Here is a 16,132-nt window from a genome sequence, read left to right on the forward strand (position 1 = left end):
ATGAACTACTGGCTGATGAAATCTGAGCCCAGCGTTTACAGCATCTGGGATCTGCAGCGGGAAGGCCAAACCCTCTGGGATGGCGTGCGCAACTACCAAGCCCGCAACTATCTGAAGGCAATGCAGCCTGGGGATCGCGCCTTTTTCTACCATTCCAATGCCGAGCCACCCGGAATTGCCGGTTTGATGGAGATCCTGGAAACCCACGTGGTGGATCCCAGCCAGTTTGATCCGACCAGCCCCTACTACGATCCCAAGTCCACTCCAGCAGATCCCCGGTGGTACACGGTGCGGGTGCAATTTTTGGCTGCTTTTGAAAGAGTGATCCCTTTGGCCAAATTGCGGGCCACCTTCACCCCGGAGGAGCTGGAGGTGGTGCGGCGGGGCACACGCCTGTCGGTGATACCTGTGGCTGCAGAGGTTGCGGAGCGCTTGCTCTCACTGGCAAACCTCTCCTCTTGATCTGGGGTAAGCTTCCCGACGGTCTCGCCCGACCATTTCCTCTCCGAGGCAGCTAGCCTCTACAGCGCCGACTCTGTTTTGCTGCCAATTTGACCTAAAACAAACATAAAGGGATTCAAAAAATAGGAAACTGGGCATTCAACGCCTGCCTAGGCTTGAGGAAGGAACCCAGGGCGAGGTTACTGTGGCGCTGCACAACAACTATGCCCGCTGGAACCAAGCAATTGTTCAATGGGCAACGCTGGGAGTTCCTCACGGTACGCCAGTTTACCTCAGCGTAGATGAAGAAGTTTTAGCAAGTCTAGGCTTAGGCCCAGTTGAGGACTTTTGCCAAGCCGTGCGCGCCCAGGTGGTAGATGGCCAGCGAGTCCAGCTATCAACTCTGCAAAACCAAAGCTTGCCCGAACCAGCAGGAGTTGCCTTCTTGGCGCTGATGGTGCTCGCCGCCAACGACATGGTGAGGGATGAGGAGCTGGATGAGAGGGACTTCTTTACCCATTTTTGTCAACGATTGGGGGTAGGCGGCGACACTCGTCCCACTGGGATGAAAGCTGGAGATGAAGAAGGCCTATGGCAGGAGTGGAACCAATGGCTAGAGGTAAAGGGATGGATTGCCACCGCCGAGCCAGGGGAAGGCCCGCGCCGGTATTTGAATTACCCCATTTCCCAAACCCTGCTGCGGAAAGCGGACATCCAAAAGCTCTGTTGCCTGTTTTACGAGAAAAACTGGACTACCGCCCGCAGCGAAACTAAGTTACTGGTGGACTTGGCGAGCGAAAAAAACCTGAACCGCCATCTGGAAGAGCTGCTGGACGATCGCCAGCGACACGAGGTACTGGGCGCCGAAATCCTAGCCGTCCATCAGGAGTGGTTAGACGCACAATGCCCGAAACCTGAACAATTTAGCCGACGTCCCCCCACGTGCCTGATTGCAGGGCTGTATCGCACCGAAGATCGGTGGGGGAATCCAGAGTACTACCCTTACCCCAAAGTTCCGCGTCGTTGGCCAGTTGCCGAGGTGACCGTAGAAAACCTAGGTAGCTTGCGTTGTGAGCGCTCTGGTTGGTTTTTCCCTGTTGGCGCACCGCTTTCTGCTGCCGATCTAACAACGGGGAAGTCATGGCCGATTCGAGATCATGCCCACTTGCGGGAACTCCAGCTGCCAGCTCGAGACTTTTGGGTCTTGGTGCCCGATCCTGAGAACCCCGAGTCTAGTGCGCTGGCTAGTTGGGGAGCACCTAAATTGGGCAGTCATTTCACAGTGCTGTTTCGGGAAGCACTCTGGTTGGACTTGCAGCAGCTACGAGAAGAAAAGCTGCTGCAGTGGGAGGGCGATCGCCAGCTTGCCTTTGAAGTAACCTCTGGCTGGTGGGAAATCCAAGAATGTCAGGTGCTGGCGCCGGTATGGGACGGTTTGTTTTTACAACATCCTGAGCTGAAAGAGGCCTTACAACCACGCGATCGTCTGCACATTGCCTTGGGTGGAGGGCTACGGGTACCGCAAGGACAAGGTTGGCTCGAGGGTCACTTGCCAAAGGTGACTGTGTACGGGTTTCAGCCTACGGTAGCCGTGACTCTAACTGAAGTGCGTACCGGGAGCATATATCTTCCAGAAGACCATCGCTCTACCAACCAGCCTTGGGATTTGCCCGCAGACTTACCTCCCGGTACTTACCAAATCCAAGTACGGGGCGGAACTGCCCACCAGGAACGCTTTTTGAAGATCCTGAGTTGGGGTGATTTGTCATTAGCTTCCCTAGAGTAGAGGCATAACTCTATGTCGAAAAAATCTTCTCGGTCAGAGCAAACTTACTGGGGCTTTCGCACCCATACCTCCAGATACAAACCCCAAAAGTTGCTGAATTACTTACAAAAGCGGGTTACTCAAGAAAACTTGGCCGATGTTGTGTCTCATGTTCGTATTGAGAAGGGCATTAAGGAAAGAAGTAGGGGAGAGTATTACTTCTACTTGGGTATTAAGACAAATGCGCGCTCTGATTGGTCATCCACACAAAACACCCTTGAGCAACTGATTAAAACAGTGAGAGGTATCAGTATAGTTAGGATTCGAAGAGAAGGATTTTGCTGGGAAGATATTCGACACATGGTGGGTATCGCCTATGAGTTGGAACGGGATACCCAACCCATTGAGTATTTCCAAGTCAAGCGGCCACCTAAAGTCAACCCACTTGGTTTGGAAACACCTATAGCAGAGGCGGCAGGAAGCGATCGCTCCCAGCCGTGCGAACAGCTGCTTTGGTGGTTATCGGCAGCCGGTTCTGGTTCTTGGGAAACCTTTCAAGCCGTATGCAGTCACCTAGATCTAGTCCAACCGCGTCGGTTGTGGCGTCGGCTGCAGTTGTTAGGGCATCTTCTGGCAGCTCAGGATGGTCAACACTGGCAAATGCAGCCACCTTCCCTGCAGCCAGTGAGCAAAAATTGCTACGTGCTGTACGGTCAGCGAAACGCCAGCCTGCAAGAGTCTTTGCAGCAGTTTGGTCGCCTTGTGAAGATCCCTCAACCTCGAAGGGATGCTCCACCCTGTTGGCAGCTTGAGCTGCAAGCTGATGCTGCCAATGCAATTGCCGAGTTACGGACCAAATACCCTGCCCTAGCCATTCGTCCGGTCGAGGCCCCTCCTCCTTGGGCTGATTGGGTAGCTACGCTAAAGGTCGTCGATTGGGTGCCACTTCACCGCTATCGACTAAAGCGCTACGATGGGAGCAGCTTCGTAGATGTGCCAGACGCCGAGGAAACGGGTTTCTACGAGCTGTACGAGGAGGGATCCCAACAGCAGCATGCCCTATTCTACGACCGCCAGCACAACGCTTGGTACAGCGCCGAATGGTACAGTTTACGTTTTTTGGCTTTGACTCATCTTGCTCCCAAAAACCTATCAGTTAGTTACGACCCCAATGCCCAAGAACTATCGATCCCTATCAGCCAGCGCTGGCCGCTAGCCTACGAACGCTACTTGGTCATGCAATCGGGTTGTCTGCCTCGCTACAATCGCACAACAGAAGAACTGATTTATCAGAACATTGCACCAACTGTGTGGCAAGTCATTGGTGAACAGCTGCCGTTTTTTGATCTGGAGAAATAGTTACAGTTTTTGCCAAAGGCAAAGGAAAAACCATGTACGACCTCGTCGGTATCTATCAGCGGTTAGATCGAATCTACCAGCTTTACATTAGAAGTGCTTTTCCCTTACGTTACCCTGCTCTTAGCGCCGAGCGGGATCGCCACTTGCAGTACAGACCTGAGAATGCTCTGCTTAGTACTCCTCCCCTATTGGAGCCTACACCACTCTACCCTTCTTCTGGCAAAACCCTTGAGGAAGCAGCGAAAGCTTTACCCGCTGGTTATGAAGATTTGGTACATCTAGGCCAGTCTTTATTTCCAAACTTTCCGCTGTATGAGCACCAATGGCAAAGTTTGAAGGCAGCCATCGTTAACCAGAAGGATATTGTAGTAACAACGGGAACTGGTTCTGGCAAAACCGAGTGTTTCTTGTTGCCAATCCTAGCCCACCTTGCCCGGGAATCCCGTACCTGGGATCCCATGTCCCCTCAGAGTGGCGATACGTTCTGGTGGCAGCAGGAAGACAATCCAAAGTGGGTACCACAGCGCCAAGGGCAACAACGACCGGCGGCGATACGGGCCTTGATTCTCTATCCTTTGAATGCTCTGGTGGAGGATCAATTGCGACGGTTGCGCAAGGTGTTGGACAGTCCGGAAACCCATGCCTGGCTCGATCGCGAGCGCGGCGGCAATCGCATCACCTTCGGTCGCTATACGGGACAGACACCCCTCCCCGGTCGTCAGACCCCTGAAAAGGTCAAAGAATTGGCCAAGCTATTGAGAGATCTTCAGGAGCAGCAGGGAAGAGTTGCTGTTCGGAACAAGAATTCGGATAAAGATTCGGATTTAGTATTTTATTTCCCTCGCTTAGATGGGGGAGAAATGCGCTCACGCTGGGACATGCAAGAACATCCCCCAGATATCCTGATTACCAACTATTCCATGCTCAACATTATGCTGATGCGGCAAATTGAGGCTGGGATGTTCGAGCAAACGAAAGCGTGGTTGCAAGCGGATCGAGGTAATAAATTCTTGCTGATTGTGGATGAGTTGCACACCTATCGCGGGACACCAGGGTCAGAAGTAGCTTATTTGCTGCGCTTGCTGCTGTACCGCTTGGGGCTAACAGTCAACTCAGAACAGCTACAAATTTTGGCGACCAGCGCCAGCTTGGAAGAGGGCGAGGCGGGCCGCCGGTTTCTCCGGGAGTTTTTTGGGCGCGATAACTTTGCGGTGATCGCTGGAGAACAAGTTGCTCCGGATCCCGAAGCCCCAGCGCGAGTGCGTCAGTATCAAGTTGCTTTTGCTCAATTTGCCAGAGATGTGCAGGCGGATCCCCTCCAGCCCCTGCGACCTCTCCCTATCCCCGAAGAAGCTCTGACCAAGCTGGTGCAAGAGCTGGGGGGCGATCCCAGCTCAAAACCACTGGAGCAGGCTTTGGGGGAGTGCCTCGAAGAACTCAAGGTTGGCGATGCCTTGCGGGAGGCCTGTCGGCAAGCTAGTGGCAGCGTGCGCGCCACCCCCATCCAAAAAGTTGACCAGCAACTGTTCCCGGGGGCGGCCGTGCCCCAAGGCGGTCTGGTCTCCGAGGCCTTGCGAGGATTGTTGATGGCGACGGCGGTAGCTCAGCGAGAAGACGGGCGATCGCCCCAGCCCGTGCGCGGTCACCTTTTCTTTCACAACCTGCAAGGTCTCTGGGCGTGCAGCAACCCTCACTGCAGCGTTGCGCAACGCTCTCCGGAGAACAACCAGCCGCCTTCACCCATTGGCGCTTTGCACAGCCAACACCGTCTCAGTTGCGACTGCGGGGCGCGTGTCCTGGACTTGATCGTCTGCGAAGTTTGCGGGGAGGTATTCCTGGGGGGCTATGCATACCAATCCGGCGAGTCCCTTATCCTCACTCCCGATCAACCTGACTTGGAAGGCATTCCTGATTTGGTGAACCTTACGCAGAGGTCTGGGAATTATCGCGTTTTTTGGCCCCTGCCCCACGACCCGGAACCTTGGGCGACCCAGCCGCAATATTTGGAGTGGACTGCTGGCAAGGCGAAGCGGGGGTGGGTTGAAGCCAAGCTCAACCCCGCTACTGGTGAACTCCGACAAGATAAAAGCCCCCCTAGAGAAGGCGAGGTTCCCGGCTGGGTGTACCAAGTGAAAGAGGGGGATGGGAATCAGCCCGCCTTGCCGAGCCGCTGCCCTCGCTGCGATACCGATCGCGCTCTCCGTGAGGCCTATCCCACTCCTTTGCGCGTGCACCGCACTGGATTCCAAAAAGCCTGTCAGGTGATTGCCGGAGCTTTGTTGCGGGAAATGCCAACACCGCAATCCCGCAAGCTGGTGGTTTTTTCCGATAGCCGCCAGGACGCAGCCAAGTTAGCCGCCGGTATGGAAATGGATCACTATCGCGATATGGTGCGCTTGCTGCTAGTGCGATCAGCAGAGGAGTATAGGCAAGACCTGCGGGCCTTTCTGCGCTGTGAGTTGCCCAGTCCAGAGGAACGACAGCAACGGTTGCGAGAATATCCCCGGTTGCTACAAGACGTTGAGGGGATGGCGGAGGATTGGGCAGCACGGGATCGCTTTCTTAATCGGCAAGGTGACATTGCTACAGAAGCTCTGCTTTGGACTCAAAACCGGCGACCTGCCAACGAGCAAGTTCGTGAACTGTGGCTCGAGATGCTCAAGTCTTACGGCGAGAAAGTTCCTCTCCTTGCCTTGCGGCGCACCCTGGCAGACCTGCTCTTACATTTGGGACTGTGCCCTGGCGGGATGTCCTTTAGCGCCCTTTACTATTCCGTCAATAAGGATCGGCATCCCTGGACTGAGCTCTACAACTGGCAAAGTCAACCAGTAACACGAATTGCTGCCCGAACACCAGAGCAAAACAGACACCTCGATGAACTCGATGCCTATTTAGCTGATGAAATGATGTTTACGCTGTTTGCCCATGCGGTCAGAAACATCGAGTCTTTTGGACAGGGCTATGTTACAGCTCAAGTTCCTCCGGAACTGCAAGACGTTGCCAGCGCGGTTATCCGCCAATTGGGAATTCGCAAGCGGCATCGATACTCCAAATTCTGCAGACCGGGTACTAGGCGGGAATTACCCCAGTACGTGGAGCGATACTTGAGAAAATTAGAGGAACAGGGCAAGCCAGACTTAAAATCCCAGATCGAGCGGGAGTTGAACAAAATCGGTACCCGTAGCGAGAACGGATTGGTTTTGGATCCAGATCGCCTCTACCTTGTGCCCGTCTCTCGCGAAGGTCTTCAAGGCTACCGCTGTCCTCAATGCGGGGCCTTTTACTTGCACACTGCGGGGGGATGGTGCCCAGAGTGCAGTGGCGGTCGCAACACCAGCAAACGCTCTGACCCGCAGGCCATCCGACTGCAGCCGAGCAGCTTGCCGCGCGATTTGGATTACTACGCCTACCTCTCCGACCCTGAAAACGAACCGTTTCGGATGAATGCTGCCGAATTGACAGGGCAAACCGACAAGGAGGATCGCCTCAAACGGCAGCGCTGGTTCCAGGAAGTGTTCCTAGAGGGAGAAATACCGCTGGCTCAGGGCATTGATTTGTTAAGCGTGACTACCACTATGGAGGCTGGCGTAGACATCGGCGGCCTGCTGGCAGTGATGATGGCAAACATGCCGCCCCGACGGTTCAACTACCAGCAGCGGGTGGGACGGGCTGGTCGGCGCGGTGCCGGGGTCTCCTTGGCAGTTACGTTTTGCCGGGGTCGCAGCCATGACGATTTTTACTTTCAGCGCCCTGAGGCCATTACCGGCGATCCGCCACCCCCGCCCTACATTGACCTGCGCAGCCTCACCATTGCTCGGCGCGTCGTCGCCAAAGAAGTCTTGCGGCAGGCTTTTCAAGATCTATCGGTTGCAGCGGATCTCGAAGATGCAACCAGTGTCCACGGCGAATTTGGCTTGGCCAAAAACTGGCGGCAAGTGGAACCGTCGGTTCGGGATTGGATTGACAACCATCCCCAAGACATTCGAGCTGTGATTGCCCAACTTTGCCAGCAGACTTACATTTCAGCCGAACAGCAGGAAGAGCTGTATCGCTACATCCGCGAGGAGTTGGTCAATAAAATTCGCGAGATTGCTGAGTCTGAAGCCTACAGCCAAGATCAACTTAGCGAACGTCTGGCCAATGCCGGCATTTTGCCCATGTTTGGCTTTCCCACACGGGTGAGGTTACTTTACACTCGCTGGTCTGCCAGCGAAGGCACCATTGATCGCGACTTGGATACGGCGATTGCACAGTTTGCCCCTGGCTTGGAAATCGTCAAAGATCGGGCAGTACACACCGCCTGCGGATTGGTGGAGTTGGTGCCTCACCCAAGAGGCGTACAATCGCGTCCCGGCTTGGTGCCGCCCCTCGACAAACCCAATCGCTGGCTAGGTCTGTGCTGCAACTGTCAAGCCATGATAGAGGACTACCAGCCACAGCAGCCGCTTTGCTCTCCTCCCCCAGCTACCCACAAGCCGGCAAAGCAAGCCTGTCCGGTATGCCAGCAAACCACCCTCCGCTGCATTGATGCGCGGGAACCCAGGGGCTTTTTCACCAACTTGCAGCCGCGGGATTTTGATGGTCAATTTGAGTGGCAACCCCGCGTCAGTCGGCCAACCTTGGGCGCGGACGGACTTAAGGCGGAAGCGACGACCGCAACGACCGGCAACGCTCACCTGCGGGGAGGCAGCGATGACGTTTTAATCGTCAATGATCGCGGCGGCGAGGGGGGGTTCCTGTTACAAGCGGATAAGAAGTGGCCAGGAGCTTATGTTTGTCCTGAAGTTCAGGGGAAACGTTTCGAAGGAATAGGCCCTACCTATCGGATTGCCCTACTGTCTAAGCGACGCACTGACGTGCTGCTGGTCAGCCTTCAAACTTGGCCGCCTGGCGTGTTTGCTGACTCAACAACTGTGGAAGGGCGAGCAGCTTTGTATTCCTTCGCCTTCTGGTTGCGAGCGGCTGCCTGCACCTTTTTGGATGTCGATCCTGACGAGTTGCAAGCCAGCTTTCAGACAAAGGAAGAGGCTGGCCGAGTGGTGGGTCAGGCTTTTCTGTTCGACAAGCTGGAGAATGGCGCGGGGTATTGCCTCTACCTCGCTCAGCCGGAGGTCTTCTCGAAGCTGCTGGAACAAGAGGACTTGTCTCAACCCAACAGTTTGGCCTTCCGTTGGCTGCAGCACCAGCAGACCTGCGACACGTCCTGCAACAACTGCTTGCGCGATTACTCCAACCTAGCCTACCACGGGCTCTTGGATTGGCGACTAGCCTTGGATATGGCGCGCCTTCTGCGAGATGCTAGGGCACCGGTCGATTTGCAGAGCCCTTGGGGGGAAGAGCAGGAAAATCCCTGGCGGCGCTTGGTGGAGCAGGTACTGCCGCCACTGCTGGAAAACCTAGGCTTCCAGCAAGTGTCTCAGGATTTTCTCCTGCCGGTGTGGACGGGAAACCGGGGGCGGGAAGTGCGGATTGTGCGCCATCCTATTTGGACTGATGAGCATCCCATCTGGCAACAAACTGTTGAGCAAGTCCGTCAGGCCTATCCCCAGGCCCACATTCAGGCAATCAATCCTTTTTTGACGTTGCGACGACCAGGGGATGTCTTGGCAAAGTCAACAAAAACTACCCGCTCTAAGCGTCCTGGTGCTGCCTGACTTTATTTCGCTCAGTTTCTTTAGCCTGCGGTGGAAGAGGGCAGCGCGACTCAGTAGTCCAACACTGCCGACGCTCTCTCTACGGGCTAAACACGTTGGCAGAGGCGATTTCTTTCTATTCCAGGGCCTAATAGCCTTTCTATTCTCTGACTCTGAACTGCGCCAATCCCTACAGAGCTCCCTCCAATCCAGAGCCAAAAGCCGAGAGCCCCCACTGCTGCAAGCTATCGAAGGCAGCATAAGCCGTTAGATCTGGCTGCAGGGGCGTAATCGACACATAGCCCTCAGCAACCGCCCGCACGTCCGAACAGGGATCCACCTCCTCTTCCACCACCTCTCCAGCTAGCCAGTAGTAGGCCTTGCCGCGCGGATCCACCCGTTTCTCGTAGAGATCTGTGTACTTGCGCCAGGCCAGGCGGGCCAAGACCATGCCGCGTATTTCAGCCAGCGCTAGGGGGGGCACGTTGATGTTCAACAGCATCGGCTCCCCCAGGGGTTTCAGGCTCAGTTTCTCCAGTAGCTTCAGCACCACCTGGGCCGCTGGTTGAAAATCCTGATGGGTAAAACTGGCCAAGCTTACTGCCAGGCTAGGGATCCCTTCCAATAGCCCTTCCATTGCCGCCGAGACGGTGCCGGAGTAGAGCACATCCGTGCCCAGATTGGCTCCCTGATTGATGCCGGAAATCACCCAATCGGGAGGACGATCCAATAGCCCGTCCAGACCTAACTTGACACAGTCGGAAGGGGTGCCCGAACAGGCCCAGGCCTGCACTTCTGGAGGAAATCCCTCCCGCACCGGATCCACCCGCAGCGGCTTGTGCAACGTCAGGGCGTGGCCGGTGGCCGAGCGCTCCCGATCCGGACAGACCACCGTTACCTGGTGCCCCCCCAGCTGGGCCAGCGCTGCCGCCAAACACCGCACCCCTGCCGCCTGGATGCCATCGTCGTTGCTGATAAGAATGTTCATCCCAGCCACCCCACACCCGCCCTTAGACATACACCAGTCTGACCCAATGATCTGCGCTGATCCCCCAGGTAGCCGAGTTCAGCGGCAGAATCTGAAAATTTACGGCTTCTTGGGGTTATTATTGGACGTAGCCTTTTGAACAATATCAGTAGGAACACAATGTCACCCCATGAGGTCAAGTGCCATTATGAAGCTAAGGTAAAGTAAACCCTGCGGTTTCCTTCCTCTTTGTATTTGCCTTCTTGTGTGTATCTTGCTGTTTCTCCATCCCCATCTTCCTAAGACTCCGTCCCGTTGACGTGTAGGTGCTCGGCACCGCCGGCGCGAACGCGGAAGCGTTGCATAGCCTACAGCCGGGTAAAGCTGGAAAGTCTGTAAAACCCATCAGGTCGCTCGAGCGACAGGAAGTTGATCTCATGTCACTTGTTTCCATCACATCGGCAACAGAGGCTCAGGAATGGCGTGAGCTTTGCCAGTGGGCCGAGGAGCACTACCGCTGTCGCACCTTTCCCAAAGACGTGCGCATTCCCACTCGTCCGGGATTGGTGTACATCACCCAAGAGGGAGTGGTGCGCCTGGTCAGCCAAACTCCAGAGCGGCGGGAGGTCTTTGTTGGGTTCATCACGGCTGGATTTCCTTTTGAGCTGAGCAACCCAGAGCGCTTTGAGTTGAAAGCCTGCACCCACGCCGATCGCACCACGGTGATGTGGTTTTACTGGCAGGATCTGGAGCAGTGGCCCTATCTGCACCAGAAGATTCAGGAAAACTTCCGCCAGCAACTGCAACGGAAGCTGCTGTGGTTGGGAAATCTGGGCCAACGGCGCGCCATCGATCGCCTCAAGGGCTTCTTGAGCCTGTTGATCGAAGAGTATGGACAGCCCTGTGAACAAGGGATGTATCTCCCCTGGCCCCTTACCCATGCGCAGATTGGGGATGCCATTGGGGCCACTCGTGTGACGGTGACTCGTCTTCTGGGATCCCTGCGTTCGAAAGGGTTTGTGCAGGTGCTGGATCAAAACTTAATTTGCATTCCCAACGGGGTAAAGCTCCAGCCCACTCCGAAGAAGGCGGCCAGCGCCTAACCCTGCTGTCTAGATGCTATCCAGAGTGTTATGCCTACAGCAGTCGGGAACTGCACTGCTGACGCGATGGGCCTGCAGCTCCACTATCGTACTTGGGGAGAAGGGATCCCCTCCCTCCCAATCTTGATGCTCCACGGCCATCCGGGCAATGCCGACTGCATGGCGGTATTTGCAGAGGCAGTGGCGGGGATCCACCCCTGTGTGGCGCCAGATCTGCGTGGCTATGGACGTTCGCAGGTGGTGGATCCCTTCGAGATGGAGGAGCACCTGGAGGATTTGGAATTACTGCTCAATCGCCTGGGCTGGCAGGCGTGTCTGGTTCTGGGCTGGTCTTTGGGCGGGATCCTGGCCCTGGAGTTGGCTTTGCGGCTGCCGGAGCGGGTAAAAGGCTTGGTTTTGGTGGCCAGTGCCGCCTGCCCCCGCAGCAACCATCCCCCCACCGATTTTTGGGATCAGGTCAACACCGGCGTTGCCTCGCTGCTCAACTGGCTTTGGCCCGGCTGGGAATGGAACATCGAGACCTTTGGCCGTCGCTCCCTTTACCGCTACCTGATGCAGCAACAGACCCCAACGGCCTATCGGTATTTGGCGCACATGGCCTTGCCCGCCTATCTGCACACCTCCCCCCAGGCTCGCCAAGCTCTGCGCGCCGCTTTGCAACGGGGCTACAACCGCGAGGGAGATCTGCACCGAATTCGCATCCCGGTACTGCTTATGGCCGGCGAGCGGGATCGCCACATCACCGCCAACAGCAGCCTGGCCACAGCCCGCGCCCTGCCCCACTGCACCTGCATTGTCTATCCCAACGTGGCTCATCTCTTTCCCTGGGAGATCCCCGACCGGGTGGGACAGGATCTGCGCCGCTGGCTCAGCGCTCAAGACTGGGCAAGTGGGATCCCGGTGGTTGGCTCTTCCGCTCCCTCTGCAGACAAGGCGGCAGAAGCCTGACCCTGGGCCAACTTCCGCAGCCGGGCAAAGGCCTCTTCCTCTAGATGGATCTGCTGCTGCTGTTGTTCTTCTGGGGTGCGCAGGCGCTTTCCCAACGGCTGTTGCAGCGTGCCCAAGAGCAACGGCTCGGAAACTCCCGGCTCGGGATGGATGACGGTGCGGGCCCGCAAGGTGAACACCGGCGAACCGGTGGAGAAGCGGCCCGGGGATCCCAAATCGCTGGCCGCCTGCTTCAGGGTGAGGATCAGTTGCTCTGGGGTGATATCCGGGCTGACAGCAATAACCGCTCGATCCGCCCCTTGGTCATAGACGGTGGTGTAGGGGGCAGCACCGGGAATGCGGGAGCGAAAGATCGGCCCCAAGCTGAGGGCAAAACATCCCGCTGTTAAAACCAGCGCAAACGCCGTGTAGCCCACCAGCGCAAACTTCAAGGGCCAATTGCGGATCCAGGCCAGCAGGGTGAGCACAGCCAGCAAGCCTGCTAGACCTAGCCCAATTTGGGTGGCAGAGGCAAAGAAAGATTCCAAAGTTGCATCCATGATTCCCCAGTTTAGCGGCTAGAGCTTCATCTCTAGGATGCAGGATGAGCCCGATTCTGGCTGCCCTATCTAAGGACTCCGTCCCGCTGGCACCCTGCTCCAGAAGGGCTTGGCTGGTTCTATCACCAAACCCCTGTGAGAAGAGGCAAGACGGATCAACCTACCAAACACAGAAAGCGGCGAGCCCTACAGATTTGAGGAGCATGGGCAAGGTCGGATTCGAACCGACACGGTTTCCCGCCGCATTTTGAGTGCGGTGCGTCTACCAGTTTCGCCACTCGCCCGACTTGGAACCATTATCCTACTGAACTGGCGAAACCTCGTCAACCAATCCCCCGAACTCTATCGGCGGCGGTCTTTCTCCAGTTGCTGGGCCTTTTGCCGAAGCTGGCGGGTTTGCTCCATCACCTCCTCCAGATCCTCGTGGGATAGCCGCTCGACGTAGTTAATTTTGATCTCTTCCAGCAAGTCTTGCAGGAGAGAGCGAATTTCTTCCGAAGCATGCTCCTGGCTGAGTTCCCGTGCCAAGACCTCACCAAACCGCTGCATCAGTTGCGCTGCCAGCTTGGAGCCGACGGGATCCTCGAAACTGCCCGTCAGGGTTTTGTAGGTGGTGGTGGTCAGCTCGTTGGCCAGGCGCTCCGTCAGTTGGCCAGGCAGGGATCCCAGGCCGGGAAGCTGTTCTAGAGTTTGCATGGCAGGCAACTGCTTGAGCAGGCCATCCAGGTTGTAGCGGAGCAGTTGTTGCAATTCCGGTTGCACCTGGGGCAAAACGCGGTAGAGGACAATGCGAAAAACCAGGTTGGCAATCGCCTCCAGCTCGTTGGTGTTGTTGATGTCGATGTAGTCCCGCGGGGTACGTGCTGCCGGCAGTAGGGGCAGGGATCCCCGCTGAATGGATACCTGGATTTGGTTGATCACCCGCACAACAATGACTTCCGTCAGATCCTCGGCGAAGTTGGTAACAAAGCCCTGGCTCACCTGGGCGCGTACCCGCTCCAGATCCAGCAACTGTGCTTGTCCCAGCCGGATGGTGACGGGGATCACCCGCAGCCAGCGCCAAAAGGGCAGCAGCAACAGCACATCGTACCAACGCCAGAGCATGGCATCCAGCCAATTGACGCCGGTGTAGCGGCGGCTGATGGCCACCGTGCGCAGCAAAAATTCCAGCCCAAACAGAAGCACGAAGGGAAAATCCAGCACCGGGAAAAAGTCAACAGGGTTACCGCTCTCGCCAATGGGGCGGAAATAGTTGGTCTCGAAGAGGGGGCGCAGCCGGGTCTGGAAAAATTCAATTCCATCTGCGGGATCGGCGCCGGCCAAGTACTCAGCAGTCCAAAAGCGGGCAAAGGCAGCTCTGGCGGAGTCGGCTTCTGGGATGTGCTCCCGCATCAAGTTGAGGATACGCACAAACTGGCCGGTTTTGTTGGCGCCCTGAAAGGGGTTGGTCTCGATCATCTCGTCGCTGAGCTCCCGCAAGCGGGCCAGGATTGGTGCTGCCGCTTCCGACTCCACGCCAAACCGCAGGGTAACCTGGCGCAGCTCATCCACCAAGGCCAAGTAGCGCTGGGTTTCGGGGTTGGGCTCAATGCCCTTGATGGGGTCGTATAGGTCGGTCACCGGAGAACGGCTGGTTTCTTCGGAAAGAATCGGCAGCGGAATAGGTGGGCCAAAGGCGCCAAAAATTTGCACCCGACCCTGGAGCCAAAAGTCTCGCCCAGGCACGTAGCTCATGTCGAAGAGCACCAAGCACAGATTGCTCAGGGCCAGCAGGGCCATCCCCTTCTCGTAGAGGAGCAGCCAGCGGCTTCGCCCCCTGAGGACAGAGCGTCTGAGAATCCGTTGAGCAGCGTTCAAAGGACTCCGTCCCGGCCTTGGGTCAACCAGTTGGTTTGAGTCAGCCTTAGTCTACCACCCCTGGGGTGAGCCACCCTTAGCTCGAGCAAGCTGTAGTGCAACCTGGCCAAAATGCCGCCAAATGGCCTCTGCCTGTGGCCCCACCTGGCGCAGAATCCAACCCTTACAGATGGGATCCGGAGACTTGACCAGCCAGTATGGGGACTCCGTTCCGCTGATGTGAACGGTCAGCCAAGTGGGTTCCGGCCAATCCCCCAGCAAGTACAGGGATCCCCAACAGAGATGGGATCCCAGCACTGACGCGGCGGAGACCTGCCGATGGGGAAAGTGCAGGTCTATGTGTTCCTGCAGCCAGAGTTTTCTCCCCTCGGGGGAGGATGGGATCCCAGCAGTGACCCAAACTTGCAAGCAGTTGGCAAGATGTTGAAACTGCCAGCGTTCGTCCATGGCCAGCCGTCCGGCAGTCCAGATCTCGGCATAGGCCAGGCGGGCTGTGGGATCCAGCTCAATTTGCACCTGCTGGCGAAAGTCTGCCCCTGCCCCCGGAATGGTCGGGTGAGGGATCCAGATCAACTGGCTGGTGGGGGCCAGCTTGACCTTGACCTGTTGCCGAATCAAGCCGGGATGTAGCCGCGTTGCCCCTTGGGTGCGAATTTCCAGCGCCGAGCCTGGCCCCAGCCCGATCTCGATCCGGTGGCGATCCCCACCCAGCAGGCCGCCGTTGGGGTTGCGCAGGTAGTACACAGGTGGCTCCCCAGGGGATCCCAGCCATTGCAGGGGAGCCTGAGAATACTCCCAAATACGGGTATGTTCGCCTCGGCGGGTTGCCTTCAAGATGGCCTTACCGAAGTTCACAGGCGGCTCACCGAGGGGGGGTCGGCCTTGATGGGCCGAAACAGCACCTCCCGCTCCAGCCAACTGAGAACCTGCTCCAGCCCCTCACCCGTGCGCAGGTTGGTAAAGACAAAGGGCCTATCTCCCCGCATGCGACGGGCATCCCGTTCCATCACCCCCAAGTCTGCTCCCACATAGGGAGCCAGATCGATCTTGTTGATCACCAGCAGGTCGGAGCGGGTGATCCCCGGCCCGCCTTTGCGCGGGATCTTGTCCCCTTCGGCCACGTCGATGACGTAAATGCAGGCGTCCACCAGCTCCGGGCTGAAGGTAGCTGCCAAGTTGTCCCCCCCCGATTCCACCAAGATGAGATCCAGGGGGCAAAAGCGGCGCTCCAGCTCCTGAATGGCGTCTAGGTTGAGGGAGGCATCTTCCCGAATGGCGGTGTGGGGGCAGCCGCCGGTCTCTACGCCAATGATCCGCTCTGCCTCCAGGGCCTTGGCCCGCACCAAAAACTCGGCATCCTCGCGGGTATAGATATCGTTGGTCACCACCGCCAAAGACAGGTGGTCCCGCAGCGCCAAGCAGAGCTTTTCCACCAAAGCGGTTTTTCCGGATCCCACCGGGCCGCCAATGCCAACCCGTACCGGCTGGGAAGTTTGCGCAACTTTGCCCGACATCTGACC

At 57.0% G+C, this 16,132-nt stretch carries 11 protein-coding genes and 1 tRNA gene; 6 read left to right on the forward strand and 6 right to left on the reverse strand.

What is annotated here, in order from left to right; translation table 11 throughout:
* The 4 genes from ACVWYY_RS00755 (at position 1) to ACVWYY_RS00770 (ending at position 9,219) form a co-directional block, all read left to right on the forward strand.
* Positions 1 to 462, forward strand: coding sequence for an EVE domain-containing protein (locus ACVWYY_RS00755; protein ID WP_414388527.1), 462 nt, complete (start codon positions 1 to 3; stop codon positions 460 to 462).
* A 184-nt stretch (positions 463 to 646) separates the two neighbouring features.
* Positions 647 to 2,227: a hypothetical protein gene (locus tag ACVWYY_RS00760; RefSeq protein WP_011432522.1), complete on the forward strand. Its 1,581-nt coding sequence runs from the start codon at positions 647 to 649 to the stop codon at positions 2,225 to 2,227.
* 12 nt (positions 2,228 to 2,239) lie between these two features.
* Complete coding sequence (locus ACVWYY_RS00765) at positions 2,240 to 3,565, forward strand: hypothetical protein (RefSeq protein ID WP_011432521.1); 1,326 nt, start codon at positions 2,240 to 2,242, stop codon at positions 3,563 to 3,565.
* A gap of 32 nt (positions 3,566 to 3,597) precedes the next feature.
* The gene (locus ACVWYY_RS00770; protein WP_414388537.1) at positions 3,598 to 9,219 is read left to right on the forward strand and encodes a DEAD/DEAH box helicase; all 5,622 of its coding nucleotides are present in this window, start codon (positions 3,598 to 3,600) and stop codon (positions 9,217 to 9,219) included.
* A 169-nt stretch (positions 9,220 to 9,388) separates the two neighbouring features.
* Here ACVWYY_RS00770 and surE read toward each other — a convergent pair whose 3' ends face one another.
* Positions 9,389 to 10,186 carry a 5'/3'-nucleotidase SurE gene (gene surE / locus ACVWYY_RS00775; RefSeq protein ID WP_011432519.1) on the reverse strand — a complete coding sequence of 266 codons (798 nt, stop codon included), beginning with the start codon at positions 10,184 to 10,186 and terminating at the stop codon, positions 9,389 to 9,391.
* A 416-nt stretch (positions 10,187 to 10,602) separates the two neighbouring features.
* Between surE and ACVWYY_RS00780 the strand changes: the two genes are divergently transcribed.
* Positions 10,603 to 11,268, forward strand: coding sequence for a Crp/Fnr family transcriptional regulator (locus ACVWYY_RS00780; protein WP_011432518.1), 666 nt, complete (start codon positions 10,603 to 10,605; stop codon positions 11,266 to 11,268).
* Between the two features lie 30 nt (positions 11,269 to 11,298).
* Complete coding sequence (locus tag ACVWYY_RS00785; RefSeq protein ID WP_457402097.1) at positions 11,299 to 12,216, forward strand: alpha/beta fold hydrolase; 918 nt, start codon at positions 11,299 to 11,301, stop codon at positions 12,214 to 12,216.
* Here the strand turns inward: ACVWYY_RS00785 and ACVWYY_RS00790 are convergent.
* The 5 genes from ACVWYY_RS00790 to ureG all read right to left on the reverse strand — a co-directional run bounded on the left by ACVWYY_RS00790 (position 12,144) and on the right by ureG (position 16,126).
* Positions 12,144 to 12,755 (reverse strand): Ycf51 family protein, encoded by a 612-nt coding sequence (locus tag ACVWYY_RS00790; RefSeq protein WP_414343408.1) that lies wholly within the window; start codon positions 12,753 to 12,755, stop codon positions 12,144 to 12,146. The two genes, ACVWYY_RS00785 and ACVWYY_RS00790, sit on opposite strands and share 73 nt — an antisense overlap.
* Positions 12,756 to 12,959: 204 nt before the next feature.
* Positions 12,960 to 13,039: transfer RNA gene (locus tag ACVWYY_RS00795), tRNA-Leu, on the reverse strand.
* Between the two features lie 58 nt (positions 13,040 to 13,097).
* Entirely contained in the window at positions 13,098 to 14,612 is a 1,515-nt protein-coding gene (locus ACVWYY_RS00800; protein ID WP_457439272.1) for a hypothetical protein, read from the reverse strand.
* A 51-nt stretch (positions 14,613 to 14,663) separates the two neighbouring features.
* Positions 14,664 to 15,467 (reverse strand): urease accessory protein UreD, encoded by an 804-nt coding sequence (locus tag ACVWYY_RS00805; protein WP_457439274.1) that lies wholly within the window; start codon positions 15,465 to 15,467, stop codon positions 14,664 to 14,666.
* Positions 15,464 to 16,126: an urease accessory protein UreG gene (gene ureG / locus ACVWYY_RS00810; protein ID WP_011432513.1), complete on the reverse strand. Its 663-nt coding sequence runs from the start codon at positions 16,124 to 16,126 to the stop codon at positions 15,464 to 15,466. The genes ACVWYY_RS00805 and ureG overlap by 4 nt, the downstream gene beginning before the upstream one ends.
* Positions 16,127 to 16,132 lie beyond the last annotated feature (6 nt).

The organism is Thermostichus sp. MS-CIW-34 (assembly GCF_054060435.1).